At 49.0% G+C, this 17,021-nt stretch carries 14 protein-coding genes; 12 read left to right on the forward strand and 2 right to left on the reverse strand.

The genetic code is table 11. From position 1 onward, the window contains the following. Positions 1–17 precede the first annotated feature (17 nt). The 5 genes from IPP66_12300 to ligA all read left to right on the forward strand — a co-directional run bounded on the left by IPP66_12300 (position 18) and on the right by ligA (position 4,993). Positions 18–419: a helix-turn-helix transcriptional regulator gene (locus IPP66_12300; protein ID MBK9926058.1), complete on the forward strand. Its 402-nt coding sequence runs from the start codon at positions 18–20 to the stop codon at positions 417–419. Positions 420–424: 5 nt separating this feature from the next. Next, entirely contained in the window at positions 425–823 is a 399-nt protein-coding gene (locus IPP66_12305; GenBank protein ID MBK9926059.1) for a VOC family protein, read from the forward strand. A gap of 61 nt (positions 824–884) precedes the next feature. Continuing rightward, positions 885–1,526: a hypothetical protein gene (locus IPP66_12310; protein ID MBK9926060.1), complete on the forward strand. Its 642-nt coding sequence runs from the start codon at positions 885–887 to the stop codon at positions 1,524–1,526. Then, the gene (locus IPP66_12315; protein MBK9926061.1) at positions 1,510–2,895 is read left to right on the forward strand and encodes a hypothetical protein; all 1,386 of its coding nucleotides are present in this window, start codon (positions 1,510–1,512) and stop codon (positions 2,893–2,895) included. Before IPP66_12310 ends, IPP66_12315 begins: the two co-directional genes overlap by 17 nt. Positions 2,896–2,971: 76 nt before the next feature. Continuing rightward, a complete protein-coding gene (gene ligA / locus IPP66_12320) occupies positions 2,972–4,993 on the forward strand; it encodes an NAD-dependent DNA ligase LigA (protein ID MBK9926062.1) in 2,022 nt (673 codons plus the stop codon). Between the two features lie 39 nt (positions 4,994–5,032). Here ligA and IPP66_12325 read toward each other — a convergent pair whose 3' ends face one another. Then, positions 5,033–5,719 (reverse strand): hypothetical protein, encoded by a 687-nt coding sequence (locus IPP66_12325; protein MBK9926063.1) that lies wholly within the window; start codon positions 5,717–5,719, stop codon positions 5,033–5,035. A gap of 101 nt (positions 5,720–5,820) precedes the next feature. On the opposite strand from IPP66_12325, the gene IPP66_12330 reads away from it, so the two are divergent. Next, complete coding sequence (locus tag IPP66_12330) at positions 5,821–6,243, forward strand: nitroreductase family deazaflavin-dependent oxidoreductase (GenBank protein MBK9926064.1); 423 nt, start codon at positions 5,821–5,823, stop codon at positions 6,241–6,243. A 46-nt stretch (positions 6,244–6,289) separates the two neighbouring features. Here the strand turns inward: IPP66_12330 and IPP66_12335 are convergent, their stop codons facing one another. Then, the gene (locus tag IPP66_12335; GenBank protein MBK9926065.1) at positions 6,290–7,759 is read right to left on the reverse strand and encodes a tetratricopeptide repeat protein; all 1,470 of its coding nucleotides are present in this window, start codon (positions 7,757–7,759) and stop codon (positions 6,290–6,292) included. A 130-nt stretch (positions 7,760–7,889) separates the two neighbouring features. Here IPP66_12335 and IPP66_12340 point away from each other — a divergent pair, with 130 nt between their 5' ends. The 6 genes from IPP66_12340 (at position 7,890) to IPP66_12365 (ending at position 17,006) form a co-directional block, all read left to right on the forward strand. After that, complete coding sequence (locus IPP66_12340; GenBank protein MBK9926066.1) at positions 7,890–9,545, forward strand: SulP family inorganic anion transporter; 1,656 nt, start codon at positions 7,890–7,892, stop codon at positions 9,543–9,545. Between the two features lie 325 nt (positions 9,546–9,870). Continuing rightward, positions 9,871–10,854 (forward strand): Gfo/Idh/MocA family oxidoreductase, encoded by a 984-nt coding sequence (locus tag IPP66_12345; protein ID MBK9926067.1) that lies wholly within the window; start codon positions 9,871–9,873, stop codon positions 10,852–10,854. 63 nt (positions 10,855–10,917) lie between these two features. Continuing rightward, on the forward strand, positions 10,918–12,129 hold the full coding sequence (locus IPP66_12350) for an aminotransferase class I/II-fold pyridoxal phosphate-dependent enzyme (protein ID MBK9926068.1): 1,212 nt from the start codon (positions 10,918–10,920) through the stop codon (positions 12,127–12,129). 183 nt (positions 12,130–12,312) lie between these two features. Beyond that, positions 12,313–13,419: a site-2 protease family protein gene (locus IPP66_12355; protein MBK9926069.1), complete on the forward strand. Its 1,107-nt coding sequence runs from the start codon at positions 12,313–12,315 to the stop codon at positions 13,417–13,419. 218 nt (positions 13,420–13,637) lie between these two features. Beyond that, positions 13,638–14,309 carry a DedA family protein gene (locus IPP66_12360; GenBank protein MBK9926070.1) on the forward strand — a complete coding sequence of 224 codons (672 nt, stop codon included), beginning with the start codon at positions 13,638–13,640 and terminating at the stop codon, positions 14,307–14,309. Continuing rightward, on the forward strand, positions 14,310–17,006 hold the full coding sequence (locus IPP66_12365; GenBank protein ID MBK9926071.1) for a cation-translocating P-type ATPase: 2,697 nt from the start codon (positions 14,310–14,312) through the stop codon (positions 17,004–17,006). Positions 17,007–17,021 lie beyond the last annotated feature (15 nt).

Raw genomic sequence — 17,021 nt, forward strand, 5'->3', positions numbered from 1 at the left:
AATAGCGGATAGGGGTCTTGATATACTATAGTTTGCCTATGGTGACCGACACTTTAAACACTCAAGAATATTCTGAGACCATCGAGGACATAAAGCTGTACATCCGTACGCACATTCACGAAGACCTGAATCGCGAAGTGTTGGCAGATGTTGCAGGCTTCTCTGTGCCACACTTCCATCGCGTCTTCACGGCGCAGGTTGGCGAGAGCGCGGTTAGTTATGTCCGCCGTCTGCGGCTGGAACGTGCAGGGCGTAAACTCCGCATGGGTGCTGTGGATATCACGGAGGTGGCCCGTGCAGCGGGGTACGAGTCGCATGCGGCGTTCAGCAAAGCATTCAAACAGCAGTACGGTCTCAGTCCCAGTGAGTTCCGTCAACTTGGTTGTAGTGCCGCCACCCAACTTCTGTCCAAAGGATAAACAAAATGAAAATCAAACTTACCAGTGTTTCTATCGATGACTACGACAAGGCTTTAAAGTTCTATACAGAGGTGATGGGCTTTGTGAAAAAACACGATATTCCTCTTGGGCCGGGCGCCCGTTGGATCACCGTTGTCTCGCCCGAGGAGCCCGATGGCACGGAACTCCTGCTTGAACCGAATGCCAGTTATCCTGCCATGAAAGCGCTCAAGGAATCACTTGTGAAGGATGGAATTCCGTTCACTGCCTTCCAAGTCAGCGACATCCATAATGAATATGAACGTATGAAGAAATTAGGCGTGGATTTCACCATGGAGCCAACCAACATGGGCACGACCACCGTAGCGATATTCAACGATACGTGCGGGAATTTGATCCAAATTTATCAGATGACGGGTATGTAATAGAAAATCAGAACCGAGGCTATAAATGAGCGCCGCCAAGAATTAACCCTCGGTGGCGCTCATGCTTGGAATACCCCAGTTGCATTTGGTGGCAATTACAATCCGTTATAATATTTGCTATAAATATATGAACATTAACGGTAAGCTAACAGAGATCAGAAAAAGACTGTCAACTCCTGGATACATACTGCAAATCCTTTTGCTTGGTAGCTGGGCGTTTTTCCAATATCAACGGGGGAATGAGTTTTATGCAATATTCGTGCTTTTCCTTTTTCTCTCCATGTCCGTTTTTCGCCTGAGAAACTTTACTCTTATTGCCATATCAGTTTTGGCAATCATCCTTTTTAAGACCCCCATCTTCGATACTTGGGTTGAAGTCAGAGACTCGAATCTAAGCATAAGTATGTTGTCGTCTTTTAGAACGTCAATGTCAAACTTGTTTGCACTCAATTCAGGAAAGGAAGCTTTGCCTGTTCATGTTCGGCGAATGGTTGTTCTTATTGAAGAGAGCAAAATTAGTGATTACCGATTGTGTACTACATATGAGCAGGAGGGCAGTCAACGTATTATTGAATCTGCCTGGCCAGTTAGGAAAGACGCCTCCTCAAAGTATGTTTTGTGCTCATTGGACGAAATCCAGAATATGGCAGGGTGCACTGAAATAAAAGAACGAGGAGATGTGGGTCTTGCATACTGTCCTTAATATTTTGAGACTATCCCTCTTGCTTGGCTTTGGTTTTTCCTATTTTATAGGTTTAGGCTGGCTGATTATCGATTTGTTGTTTCATGATGATTCGACAGACAAACATAAGGCTTTCCCTCTGCTTCAAAAGATAGCATTAGCTATTGTCCTTGGGGTTATTGTCAATTATGGCATTGTGTTAATATTTCGTTCGCTTTCCATTGGCCTGTTTGTAGGTGGGATTGTCGCCATTTTGGGCGTGTGGCGTTTAGGTAGTTGGTATGCCAAGAATCGCACTGTAGGTGAATCGCTCAATAAATGGCTTGGCGTCGCTCTTGTTTGTTCGCTTTTCCTGAGTAGTATTTTATTTGAGCCACTTAAGGATTGGGATGCTCGCTCTATTTGGTTTTTCCATGCCAAAATGATCTATGCGGCGGGATCTATTGGTTTGTCAGCTGGATGGCAGCTTCCCCTAGTGGCGTTCTCACATGTTGATTATCCAAACCTTGTGCCAAGCATAGCCGCACAAATAACCTATATCCTTGGTTATTGGAACGAATATATTCCCAAAATATCACTTTTCTTCATCCTTGTGCCTATTGTTATGTGGCTGTTCAGCTTTGCGCGTAAATCGATCAGTTTTGTTGTTCTTATTTTAATAATTCCCTTTAGTATTCACTTGTGGATTTGGAATGGCTACATGGATGGATACCTTGCCATGTATGTAGCGGTTGCAATGTTGTTGTTAGGTAGATATATCCAGCGCAATGATTCTATAGACCTTTATTCCAGTCTGGCTTGTTTAGCCTTTGTTTTGTGTTTAAAGAACGAAGGTGTGTTGGCGCTATTCGCTGGGGTGGTCTCCGTCGCTGTTGCAGGTTTTTACATGAAAAAAAGTAGACATGCCGATATTCGACAGCACATATTCAGTTGGAGAAAAATTGCCTGTGCTGTGATCGTTCTGTTGCCTTTTGTGCTATGGACCTTTTACAAGCGAAGTTACGGGTTGTCGAATGACCTGAAAATTGGAACTGCCGAATCTATCGCTAATATCATTGAACGGATGAAGGATGGCTCTGCTATCCTGATCTTTGAACAGACATACAAATATATTGAAGGTTCATTGTTGCTTTTCGGTTTGTTGTACTTTGTCTCAATCGCACGAAACCACGCTGTTCCAAAGATGGCGGTCCCTGCGTTGGTGACAGCCAGTATCTACTATGTTGGTATGTTTGTTGTATATCTTCTCACGCCGTATGACCTAAACTGGCATCTGACTTTCTCAGCCAACCGTACGATGTTGCCTGTAATAGAATGCGTTTTTGTCGCGAGTTATTATATTTTTGATTCACTTGAGACTTTGCAAAAAGCAGATCAGATGATGCTTTAAAGACAATGCAGGGGTGTGGCTTTTTTGTTCAACTCTACTCTATAGCACAATTTTTCAACTGGACTATAATTTATCTATGACGACTAAATCCCACTACGAACAACTCAAAGCAGAGATCCACGCGCACAATTATCGGTATCATGTTTTGGATGCGCCGATTATCAGTGACTTGGAATTTGATAAGCTGTCGAATGAGCTTAAGCGGATCGAAGCTGAGCATCCCGATTGGGTGACGCCTGATTCGCCGACGCAGCGCGCCGGTGCCAAGCCTGCTGACCGTTTCGAGAAGGTTCGTCACCCCGCTCCGATTCTCTCGCTGGCGAATGCCTTTGGCGCGGACGATGCGCGTGCCTGGCTGGAACGCGTCTCCAAAATTGATGACCGCGTGGAGAAGGCTAAATTTGTCGTTGAGCCGAAGATCGATGGCTTATCGGTTGTACTCCATTACCGCGATGGACTCTTTGTCCAAGGCGCAACGCGTGGAGATGGGGAAGTGGGCGAGGACATCACATCCAATTTGCGGACGGTGCGGGCGATCCCGCTCAGGATACCAGTGGAGTCAAAGGCCAAGGTTTCAGTACCCAGCTATCTGGTCGTGCGAGGCGAGGCATTCATCCCGAATAAGGAATTTGAAGAGTTGAATCGCAAGCGCGAAGAAGCAGGCGAAGCGACGTATCAAAACCCGCGCAATACGGCGGCGGGAGCGTTACGTCAGCTTGACCCAAAGTTGACAGCGTCACGTCCGATCACGTTGTTGGTGTATCAGATCGTTGCGTCTGAAGGCGGGAAGGTTCCCACATCTCAATGGGAGATCTTGGAATATCTCAAGACGTTGGGCTTTCCTGTGACAGATGTGGCTAAGCGTTTCGATACTCTTGAGAAGGCGATTACTTATACTGAAACGTGGAACGAAGGCCGCGATAATTTGCCATACGAAGCGGACGGCATGGTCATCAAGATCGATGATTTGGTTCTTGCGGCGGAGTTGGGCTTTGTGGGCAAGGACCCGCGTGGCGCGATTGCGTTCAAGTTCCCTGCGCGTGAAGTGACAACGACTCTGAATGACATCGGTGTGGCGGTGGGGCGTACAGGTGTGCTGACCCCGTATGCGATGCTGGAGCCTGTTGAGATCGGTGGCGTCATTGTTGAACGTGCCACGTTACATAATTTTGATTTCATCGCTGAAAAGGACATCCGTGTAGGCGACCGTGTGTTGGTGAAGCGAGCGGGGGAAGTGATACCGTATGTGATCGGCCCTGTAGTGGATGCGCGCAAGGGCAAGGAGAAGAAGTTCAAGCCGCCGACGAAATGTCCCGCGTGTGATCAGCCTGTGGAACATTTTGAGGGTGAGGTAGCGTGGTATTGCGTCAATGCGGCGTGCCCGGCGCAGTTGGTGCGGAACATCGAGCATTACGTTTCACGCGGGGCAATGGACATCGTGGGGCTGGGCATCAAAATTGTGGAACAGTTGATCGAGTCGGGTCTGGTCAAGGATGTGGCAGACTTGTATACGCTCAAGCGAGATCAATTACTTGAGTTGGAAGGATTCAAAGATAAGAAAGCCGACAATCTGTTGACTGCGATTGAGAATTCGAAACAGCAATCTCTGGCGCGGTTGATCGCGGCGCTGGGAATCCACGGCGTCGGTGAGGTGATGGCCGGGGATCTGGCTTCAGCTTTCCCTGAGTTGGATGCGTTGTCTAAATCCAAAGTGGATGAATTGATGGAGATCGAAGGCCTCGGCCCGAACATCGCCGAATCCATTGTGGATTGGTTCGCACGCCCTGCGAATCAAAAAGTGTTGAAGAAGTTGAAAGCGGTGGGGATGTGGCCGAAGGGTGGGGCGTCGAACGCCAAATCTCAAGCATCGGATGCATTCGCAGGGATGACGTTCGTCGTCACAGGGACATTGCCCATGTTCTCGCGTGACGATGCGAAGGCGTTCATCGAGTCACATGGCGGCAAGGTGACCGATAGCGTCAGCAAGAAGACGAGTTATTTGGTGTTGGGTGAAGCGCCAGGGTCAAAGTTCGAGAAGGCGAAGTCGTTGGGAGTGAAGATCATTGGCGAAGAAGAATTGAAGAAGCTGGCTGGATAGCAAAACTCGGAGCGGTTCAACCGCTCCGAGTTTTTTCATTTACTTCTTTGAAGTTTTATCTATCAGGGTTCTCATCAAGTAGGTTGCGCCGTTGATGATATTGTTGGCAGATGGATTCTCTGCCAGTTGTTTGAACGTCCCTATGCCGTGACGGATATCGCTGGGTGTCAGAATGTTGATCTGCACGGCATCGACCTGTTGCGGTGGGTTGGGATGGACATTGATCGGTTGGAGCAGATTCGCCACTTGTTGACAGACACCTAACAAGGCGTCAATTGTCTCATTGAGGGAAGAGTCGGGCGCTTCCCAGATCACACTGCTACCTGTGTAGTTGAAATAGCGGGCATGATGATCGGCATACGCCGCAACAAATTCGAGCCCATTGGGTAAATGGACATCCACCAGTACGCCGTAGACCTTCGCATTCAACTCAGCAGGTGGGTTGACGTTCAACCTGCGCAGGAAGTGCCACGCCTGTAAATAGTGACGTGACTCGAGATCGGGCATCTCTGTGATCTTCTTGTAAATATTGATGGCTTCTGGAAAATTCTGTTGCTTGGTGATCAGGTCTCTTGCCTGCACGAACATGGACCAGGGGATATCATTTGACTCTCCCTTCGGCCAGTCCATGGGCGCCACATCGCCCAGCATCATATCGCGGATCGGGTTGTTGATATCAGCGGGCTTTTTCTTGTCATCTTTTTTCTTGAATAGGTTGAACATCATCTCTCTCCTCAGAAGATTTGTCGTGACGAGTATACTTTAAAAAATGTTCAACACGTAAGCAGATGATGGTTCACATCATCGCTGATACAATGGACAGTACAATGAAAAACTTCTTCGTCAAACTCTTTATGGACGTCAACGCCTTCCTCATCCGCATCTCACGCGGACGGATCGGCTCCAACCTCGGCACACAGACCATTCTCCTGCTTGAAACAACGGGTCGCAAAACGGGACAACTGCGTGAGGTCCCGATTGCCTATTTCTTCCACGAAGGGCAGTATCTGATCGTGGCCTCGAACTGGGGCAGGGACAATCACGCGGACTGGTACCTGAACATCCTCAAAAACCCCCGTGCGAAATTAACCGTGAATGGAAAAACGCTTCAAGTGACCGCTCGTGACACGCAGGGGGATGAATACGCTCGTCTGTGGGACTGGGCGACAAAGAAGCATCCTCCGTATTTGGATTATCAGAAGATGACATCGCGCCACATTCCGATTGTGGTGTTTGAAACGGTTGCATAAAGCAGAACTCGGAGACAGTGTCTCCGAGTTCTTTGTTGTAGAGTTCTTATTTTTCAGGCTTTGGGCCGACAATTTCAACGAAACGTGGGTCATCTCGTATCCATTGCAGGTCAGGATCTTCCCATGCCCATTCTCTGTCTAGGTGATTTTCATCTCTCGCTTGGATTAAATTTTGAAATGCTATAGCATTGTTTCCAAGAATCGCTTCCAAGCATGCAATGTTATACCAATAGCTCTCATTTTTTGGAGTGTAAGCACGTGCTTTCTCTACATATTCTTCGATTTCCTTCGTGTCACCCGTTGATTTTTTTATTGAAGCAATCGTCATTAAAGTTGTAAAGTCTTCGGGATTGTTTTTGAGGAATACAGAAAGATGTTCTAAAGCATCATGATAATTTTTAGTTTTTCTGAGAAAGTTAATTAAGTATTCAAAAAAACCTTTATTGTCGGGTTCCATTTCAAATGCTCTTTTAAAACATACCATTGCTTCTTCATATTCTTTTGATTTTTCGAGAATTTGCCCTAGAAAAAAATGAGCTTCGGATTCATGTGGAAATTTTTCGACAGCCTGTTGACATATTTTTTTAGCAAGATTGTCCTTGTTTAGTTTGTCCAAAGTGTGTCCATAGGCTAATAGATTGTATACATTGTCAGGTTGCAATTTAACTAATTTTTCAGCATGTGCTTCAAGTTCTTCAAACTTATCTTGACCCCAGAGAGATAAGGCTATAATTTGTTTTATAAAAATGTCTTTTGTGTTTTTTAATGATGCTTGTTTGAAAAAAATTTCTGCATCGCTAATTCTGTTATCGTTTTTTAGTAACTCCCAAAACTCAGCATAGGCTCTTTCGTCGTGGGGGTAATGTGAAATAAGTTTCTTGTAAATATCTTCAGCGTTTTGATTGCGATTGGATGATCTATAGAGCTTGGCTAAATTTAGATGACCGCTTGTTTCGTTTGGGTCGATTTTTACGGCAACTTGAAATTCGTTTTCGGCTTCATCAAAGCGATGTAGTTTCGCTAAAAACCTGCCATAATAGATATGAATATAACTTGAGTTTGACGCGAGAGATAAAGCTTTCTTGAACATCTCTTCGGCTTCAATGTTTTTGCCTTGTTTTTCTAAATTTATTCCCAGATATGTGTAACTGAGACCATCTTGTGGGAATAAGGCAATCATTTGTCTGGGAATCTCTTCGGCCTCAGCCAATCTATTCGTTTCATCCAAAAGCCAGAATAGTGAACGATATGCTCTTATATCTTGTGGATTAAGTTCAATTGCACGCCTGAATTCGTCTTCGGCTTCTTCATACATTTCATCTTCGGTTAGAAGGTCCCCTAGCTGATAATGAGCCTCATAGTCGTTTGGTTTTGATTTAATTTTTTGTCGTAGAACTTTTACCGTTCTTGAATATGTTTGCCAAAGAAAAACCGACGCAAAAAAGAGAATAAGCAAAATCTCAGAGAACCAGGGTTTCCCCCAGAGGCCTTTTAAAACCTCAAGTAATGTCTGCATATTTGCTAATTTTAGACCATAAATTTTATTCGGGCAAACATCTTTATGTTACAATCCCGCCGTTGACACAAAGGACGCCTTGGGGGAGCAGCATGCCTTTGTACATATTCTATTTCGGAGAAAACTAAATATGCCACGTCGTTCACTTGCTCGCCTTTACAAAGACGAGTTCTCAAACTATTCGCTTGCCAAGTTCCAGCAGGATCTATTGGCGGGTCTCACTGTTGCCGCTGTTGCCCTGCCACTGGCCCTCGCGTTCGGGGTTGCTTCGGGTGCGTCCGCGGCGGCGGGGTTGGTCACTGCCATTCTCGCGGGCTTCATCATGGGCGCTCTCACGGGCGCACCGTTCCAGATCAGCGGACCCACAGGCGCCATGTCCGCCGTCCTCATTGTCCTCGTCCAACGCTACGGTCTCGAAGGCATTTGGGTTGCGGGTCTCTTCTCGGGCGTGCTCCTGCTCCTCATCGGTCTCCTGCGCCTCGGTCGCTTCATCGCCTTCATCCCTGCGCCCGTCATCAGCGGCTTCACCTCGGGTATCGCGCTCATCATCTTCATCGGTCAGATCGATAACTTCCTTGGAGTCAAAACTCCCGCCACCGATACTGCCGCTCAAAAACTGCTTGGATATTTTCAAGGCGGATTCGCCCCAAGCTTTCAATCCCTGATCCTCGGGTTACTCGTCATTGCGACGATGCTGTTCATGCCGAAAAAATGGACAGCACGATTCCCCGCTTCGCTCCTCGGCATCATCCTTGCCACGCTTCTCAATTGGACTTTGAACTGGTCTGCCCCAATGATCGGAGCCATCCCGCAAACTCTTCTCCTCAATGACCGCCTGAGCTTTGCCAACATCCCGTGGACAAACCTCCCTGAGTTCATCGCTCCCATCCTGACGATTACTGCACTCGGCGCAGTTGAGTCCTTGCTGTGCGGTGCAGTAGGCTCGAACATGACAGGCATCCGCCTGCAAGCGAATCAAGAACTCGTCGCACAAGGCATCGGCAACATGCTCATCCCGTTCTTCGGCGGAGTCCCTGCCACGGCGGCGATCGCGCGCTCCAGCGTCGGCATCAAATCAGGCGGACAGACCCGCCTCGTAAGCATTGTCCACGCGGTGGGGTTGTTGTTGTCCATGTTCTTGCTCGCGCCCTTCATGAGTCGCATCCCTTTGGCGGCGTTGGCAGGTGTGTTGATGGTGACCGCCGTCCGCATGAACGAATGGGACGCGATCAAGTTCATCTTCGGCAAACGCTTCAAGACCGATATGATCGCTTTCACTGTCACAATGCTGGCAACCGTGATCCTCGATCTGACGCAAGCTATTCTCATCGGTTCGTTCCTCGCGGGTGCAGTCTTTCTTAATAAACTTGCAAGCATTGATATTGATGTTCAGGAGATCGATGTCGAACGCTTAAAGCAACGAGGCATCGAAACAACAGGCGAATGCAAACATGTGAGAGTTGCCTTCCTCACGGGTCCGCTTTTCTTTGCGGCCACAGGTCAATTCAACGAAGCCTTCCAAAATCTAAAGGATACGCATGCGTTGATCCTCTCGATGCGCGGCGTATCGCATGTGGATACCGCTGGTGTCGAAGCTATCCATCGTCTGCACGAACGACTACACAAGCAAGGCGGCACGCTCATGCTTGCAGGAGTCCATGAGAACGCACGGCAAATGCTCGAACGCGCCGACCTCATCAAAGTGATCGGCGAGGAAAACTTTTTCTGGTCCAGTGATCAGGCCATTGTCGAAGCAGAGAAGCGAGGATGTAAGTTTTGTTCATAGTAGGTGACAGTCACTTTTGCGAAGCACTCCCGAAGCAAAGCGTAGGGAGCAAAATGACTGTCACCTTTGCATGGGCGTATACAATCCCGAAGGGATGAAATTTTTATAGAAATGGAAACGGATTTATCAAACCCCGAAGGAGTGTCATAGCTTTGGTTATATGACACCCCTTCGGGGTTGTTTAAAAAATCACTTGCAATCTCTAGAATCATTTCACCCCTTCGGGGTTTGAACTTGCGATTTTGGTTCTATAATAGTGCCAGCTATTTCGACAGGCTCAATACACCGCCTTCGGGATTATTCTTATCTAGAAAGGTAGTTCATTATGACAAAGAAAGTTCTCAACTGGGGATTGCTTTCCACGGCAAATATTAACCGTTCGCTAATCCCACCTTTACAGGTATCCAAGCGCAATCATCTTCTTGCTGTGGCTTCACGTTCGCAGGCCAGCGCCGATGCGTATGCCAAAGAGAAGCATATCGAACGCGCGCATGGTTCGTATGAAGCTTTGCTTGCCGACGCCGATATTGACGTGATCTACAATCCGCTTCCCAATCATCTCCACGCCGAGTGGACGATCAAAGCTGTTGAGGCGGGTAAGCATGTTCTGTGCGAAAAGCCCATCGCTTTGACCGTGGAAGAAGTGGATGCCATCAAAGCCGCCGCCCACAAACATGGACGCATCGTCGCCGAGGCTTTCATGTATCGTCACCACCCGCAAACGTTGAAGGTGCAGGAAATGGTGAAAAGCGGCTCACTCGGGACTTTGAAACTGATTCGTGCGGGCTTTGGCTTTTTCCTCGACCGAACAGTCGACATTCGCCTTGACCCCACGATGGGCGGAGGGAGCATTTGGGATGTAGGCTGTTATCCCATCAGCTACGCGCGGACCATTGTCGGGGAGGCGCCGCTTGAAGTTTTTGGCACACAGGTTACGGGTCCGAGCGGAGTCGATCTCACGTTCACAGGTCAAATGAAATTTGCGAACAATATCCTTGCGCAGATCGATTGTAGTTTCGATATCCCGTTGTATTGGGGCGTTGAAATTTTGGGCAGTGAAGCCTCCTTGAAGATTTTGAGTCCGTTCAAACCCCAAGTCAATGAAAAACTTTTGCTCACACACGGCGATAAGACCGAGACCATCAAGGTCAAGGGACAGGAGCTCTATATTGGTGAAGTGGAAGATATGGCTGATGCGATCTTGCTTGGCAAGGAACCTCATATCTCGCTCGATGATAGCCGTGCCAACGTGGCAGTGATCCAGGCTTTTCTTCAGTCAGCAAAGCTTGGAAAAGCGGTTAGTTTGTAGTCTGCTGGACAGAACCTCTTCCCTCTGCTACACTTCCGCCAATCTTTTCTCGGAGGAATCTCAATGGATTTCCAGAACACCAATGACGCTGTAACGCGCCGCATTCAAGCTTTTACAGACCGTCTAGCGTATTTGAAGTCGAACGATCTGTATTTTTATAACCAACCCGTGCAGGAGATCCTGCCGAACATGAAAGTTCGCGTAAATGGGCGGGAGATGGGGATGTACGCTTCGTACAGCTATTTGGGGCTGATCAATCATCCCCGAATTAATGAGGCGGCTAAGAAAGCCGTGGATAAATTCGGTACGGGCACGAACGGCGTCCGCACGCTGGCCGGTACATTGACGATCCACAACGAATTGGAAGAGACGATTGCGAACTTCAAGCATGCCGAAGCCGCCATCACGTATTCTTCTGGATATGCCACCAACCTGACCGTCGTCTCCACCTTGATGGGGCGCGGCGATTATGTCTTTTCAGACAAATTGAATCACGCCTCCATTGTAGATGGGTGTTTGATGTCTGGTGCAGAGTTTCGTCGTTTCCGTCACAACGAAATGGACCACCTCGAAGGTTTGTTGAAGAATGCTCCCGAGGGTGTTGCCAAGTTGGTGATCGCGGATTCGGTCTTCAGCATGGACGGCGATATCATCGACCTGCCGAAGATGGTCGCTTTGTGCAAAAAGTACAATGCGTGGTTGATGATCGACGAAGCCCATTCGGTGGGTGTGCTCGGCAAGACGGGCACAGGTATCGAAGAACATTTCGATATGTACGGTGAGATCGATATCAAGATGGGAACCCTGAGCAAGACCATCCCCTCGGTGGGCGGGTATGTGGCTGGGAAACGGGAGATCATCAATTATTTCCGTCACGCCAGCCGCGCGTATATTTTCTCGGCTGCATTGCCGCCTGCACAGGCCGCCGCCGCGAACGAGGCCTTCAAGGTCATTCTCGATGAGCCCTGGCGTATTGAGCGTCTCAATGAGAACACCAAGTTGTTCATCAACGGCCTCAAGAGTATGGGTTTCGATACCATGTTGACCGAGACCGCCATTGTCCCTGTGTTGTGCGGCGATGACGATACTGCTTTTGCAATGACACGCGAATCTCAGCACAACGATGTGTTCGTTCTGCCCGTTGTTTCGCCCGCCGTACCGGAAGGGCTCGCCCGCCTGCGTGCTACCGTCACTGCCGGGCATGAACCGAGTGAGATCGAACGTGCGATGGATGTCATCGGCGAAGCTGGTAAGAAACTGGGACTCATTAAATAGAGTTAAGTGTTTTGCTTGAGACCCGTATATCCTTTCGATATACGGGTCTTTTTATTTAACTCTGATAGTTCTTGAGAGATATTTAAAATAAATTTCTAATACATGCTCTTTAGAATGTGGCCATAACAGTTCTTGTGAGGGCGTAGCCCTCACAAGAACTGATGTCAAAACTGGAGTTTAAAAATGAAATGGCAATGGAAACTTGGACGTTTTGCAGGGATAGATGTGTATGTGCATGCCACCTTCCTCTTGCTCATCGGCTGGGTTGGTTATAGTCACTGGGTCGAACATCAGAACTGGGGCGAGGTTCTTAATGGCATACTGTTTATCCTCGCGCTGTTTGGATGTGTGGTTTTGCATGAATATGGTCATGCCCTAACCGCCCGAAAATACGGGATCAAAACACGCGATATTACTTTATACCCAATTGGCGGTGTGGCTCGGTTGGAGCGCATGCCTGACAAACCGATCGAGGAGTTGTGGGTGGCTTTGATGGGACCCGCCGTTAATGTGGTCATTGCGGCGATCTTATTTGCGGTTCTTTACTTAACGAACAATCTGGTTCCTCTTACAGACCTGACCATCGCTTCGGGTTCTTTCCTTGAACGCGTGATGACTGTGAACATCTCGCTTGTGTTGTTCAACCTCATCCCTGCCTTCCCCATGGATGGTGGCCGCGTGTTGCGTGCTGTCCTTGCCATGCGCATGGAGTATGTCCGTGCCACACAGATCGCCGCGAACATCGGTCAGGGTATGGCGTTGTTGTTCGGCTTTTTGGGCTTGTTCGGAAACCCCACCTTGCTCTTCATCGCCTTCTTCGTCTGGATCGGCGCTTCACAAGAAGCCAATGCGGCGCAGGTCAAGAACTCTGTCAGCGGAATTCCCATCACGCGTGCCATGTTGACCGATTTCAAAACCTTGTCACCGCGCGATAATCTTTCACAGGTTGTCGCCTTGATATTGGCTGGTTCACAACATGACTTTCCCGTTGTGGACGCGAATGGCAAGGTCGCTGGAATTCTCGACCGTGACGCATTTATGCTGGCGCTCACCCAACACGGACAGTCTGCCCCGGTCATGAACTTCATCCGTCGCGACCTGCCCGAGGTGGATTCGTATGAGATGATCGAAATGGTGCTCATGCGTTTGCAGGAATCTGGCTCAAAGACTTTGCCCGTCACTCACGGCGGACAACTCGTTGGCCTCATCACCATGGAGAACATCACCGAATACCTGATGATCCGTTCAGCATTGCAAGTGGCAAATCGGATCCCTCAGCCGTTGGGATGAGAATATTCTTAACTAGCGTGGTTCAAAAATAAAACCACTGTATAATCTAAAAACTCCGATGGGGAGTAGCCGCCCAAATATTGGGATGCTCAGTCGTCAATACGGAATTCGTTCCCGGCTGTTCAGCAAAAGGCAAGACCATCGCCAAAAAGTGTTTGGCGGTGGTCTTTTTAATTCATACTACCCCTGTTGGGGTATGGAAAAACAGGAAAAACAAAATGCTAGATACCTTGGAACAAACAATCTTATCTGCCTTGCAAATGATCTTTGATAAATTTGGCTGGTATGGCGTCTTTGGCCTGATGGTTTTCGAAAATGCCACTGGTATTACGCCCAGCGAGATCATTCTGGCCTTCGCAGGTTGGATGTTGATCGAACGACATGGCATCTCGCCAACATTTATTCCGCTGGCTGGTCTATATGCAGGCTTGGGAAGCGCCATTGGTGCATCCATCACTTATTGGGTGGCGCGGATCGGTGGCCGCCCCGTGATCGATAAATTCACCCATTGGTTTCGCATTGATACTCGGTATATTGAAAAGATCGAAGATCAATGCCGTAAGTGGGGCGCAGGCATTGTCATGGTTGGGCGCGTTATTCCCGGTGTACGCACACTTGTCAGTATTCCAGCCGGGATCGTAAAGATCCCTTTCCCAAAATTCTTTTTCGCCACGTTTCTCGGCGCCTATGTTTGGTGTACGCTATTGATCGGCGCCGGATACGTCCTTGGGCATGAATGGATGCTGATCAGCCAATATATCAAAACGCATTTACCCTTCATATTCGGCCTCGGTTTTCTTGTTATTGTCTCTTATCTCATGTATCATTATCGTGCAGTCTTTCCTCGGTTGGGATGGATGCGCTCAAACAAAAGTAGACTGGACTCATAAATGAACTGGCACCTACAAAACATTGAATCGACTCTTGCTACGCTTCAAACTCAGCCTGAAACTGGTCTTTCACAAAAGGAAGCGGATCTGCGTCTGACAAAGTACGGGCGCAACGAGCTCGTTGAAAAGGGTGGACGCACGCCGCTCAAGATCCTGTGGGAGCAATTTACCGCGACCATGGTGTTGATCCTCATCGCGGCGGCGGTAGTCGCAGGCTTGCTTGGCGATTTGAAGAACACGATCGCCATCTCGGCCATCGTGATCCTGTATGCCATTCTTGGCTTTGTTCAAGAGTATCGTGCTGAACAGGCGATTGCGGCTCTCAAGAAATTGTCTGTGCCAAATGTACGGGTGCTGCGCGATGGCGCACTCAAGGAACTCTCAGCGCGTGAACTGGTGCCAGGCGATATCATCCAACTCGAGGCAGGGAATGTTCTGCCTGCGGATGTGCGTCTGCTTGAGGCGGTCAACCTACGTATTCAAGAAGCCGCTCTCACAGGTGAATCGGAGCCCGTTGAAAAGCAAACGGCCATGCTATCTGGCGAAGGCCTTCCATTAGGTGATCGCCGTAACATGGGTTATATGGGGACCATCATTACGCAGGGACGTGGTCTTGCACTCGTGGTGGAAACGGGTATGCAAACTGAACTTGGCAAGATCGCGGACCTCATTCAACAAAGCGGTTCAGATGAGACGCCTTTACAAAAACGACTCGATCAGCTTGGTAAGAATCTTGCGATCATAGGAGTTCTCATTGCCATTATCATCGCTGTGCTGGGGGTGTTACGCGGCGATGAACTTCGTCACATGTTATTGACAGCGGTCAGCGTCGCAGTAGCGATTGTCCCTGAAGGTTTGCCTGCTGTTGTGACCATTACACTTGCGTTGGGCGCACAACGCATGCTTGCCAAAAATTCCCTGATTCGCAAATTACCTGCGGTGGAAACGTTAGGTTCGGTCACCGTGATCTGTTCCGATAAAACCGGCACGCTCACCGAGAACCGCATGACGGTGGTTGTATTGGATGTGGCCGACCATGAATTGGATCTGACCGGTGAAATGGACAGAAGCGGCTCATTCACGACAACCCGCAATATGGGTGTGCCAGCCCAGTCAGCTCTTTCGCTGACAGCGATCGGCGGCGCGTTATGTAATGACGCGAGTCTCGTCGATGAAGGGGCTGACAAGTTTCACACGTTGGGAGATCCCACCGAAGGGGCGTTGGTCGTTTCTGCCGCGAAGATGGGCTATTGGAAGTCATCGCTGGATCTGTCCTTCCCGCGTGCGGCTGAATTGCCCTTTGACTCTGAGCGCAAGCGCATGACAACTGTCCATCACCTGGGTCAATATGATGCGACGACCCTGGCAGGTTTGGATGTTGGCGATCATAAATATATTGCCTTTACCAAGGGTAGCGTGGACGGTCTCTTGGGTGTGTCAAATCAGGTTTGGGTGAATAACCAGGCTCAATTGTTAGATGACAGCTTACGGCTTCGAATCGAGGCGGCGAATGAACGTCTCGCCAAGAAAGGGATGCGCGTCTTGGGCGTTGCAGTCCGTTTGTTGAATCAGATTCCCGAAGTGATCCAAACCGATTTGGAACAGAATTTGACATTCGTTGGCTTGTTCGGCATGATCGACCCACCGCGTGAAGAAGTGAAGGATGCGGTTGCCATCACAAAGACTGCGGGAATTCGTACGGTCATGATCACTGGCGATCATCCGCTGACGGCTTCGGAGATCGCGCGTCAGTTGGGTATCAGCGAACAGGGGCGTGTGTTGACGGGCGTTGAGATCGAAAAACTTTCGTTCGATGAGTTGAAGAATGTAGTGGATGATGTGCAGGTGTTCGCGCGTGTATCGCCGGAACATAAGTTGAAGATCGTGCAGGCTTTGCAGGAACGCGGGCATATTGTCTCGATGACAGGTGATGGTGTGAATGATGCGCCTGCGTTGAAGCGCGCGGATATCGGTGTTGCTATGGGGATCACCGGTACGGATGTTTCCAAGGAAGCCGCCGATATGGTTCTGCTCGACGATAACTTTGCGACCATTGTTGCCGCCGTGAAAGAAGGGCGCACGATCTACGATAACATCCGCAAGTTTGTACGCTTTAGCGTGGCGGGGAATATTGGCAAGGTGCTGGTGATGTTGCTGGCGCCGTTCCTTGGAAAACCGATTCCATTGTTGCCATTGCAGTTGCTGTGGCTCAATCTGTTGACTGACGGTTTGCTTGGCCTTGGCATGGGTGTGGAGACACCCGAAAAAGATGCGATGAATCGCCCGCCGTACTCGCCAAAAGAAGGTGTGTTCGCGCGCGGAGCTGGTGTACAGGTCGTGTGGGTGGGCACGTTGATCGGTGCATTGGCATTGGGGCTCGGCGCGTGGTATTACTACGGCGGTTACGACCAATGGCAGACGATGGTCTTTACGTTCCTGGCGTTTGCGCAGGTTTTTCAGGCGCTGGCTTCGCGTTCGGCAACCGAATCAGTATTCAAGATGAATTTGTTTGAGAATAAATTGCTGGCGTGGATGATGTTTTCGGTCGTAGTGTTACAGTTGATCGTACTCTACGTGCCGTTCATGAGCTCGTTCTTTGGGGTTGTGCCGTTGAGCCTTGTTGATCTGCTTATCGCCACAGGGACCGGTGCATTGGTGTTGGTGGCGATGGAGTTGGAGAAGGTGTTCAAAAAATAAAGGCTCGTATCGTTC

The sequence above is a fragment of the Candidatus Defluviilinea proxima genome (assembly GCA_016721115.1).
Classification (GTDB): domain Bacteria; phylum Chloroflexota; class Anaerolineae; order Anaerolineales; family Villigracilaceae; genus Defluviilinea; species Defluviilinea proxima.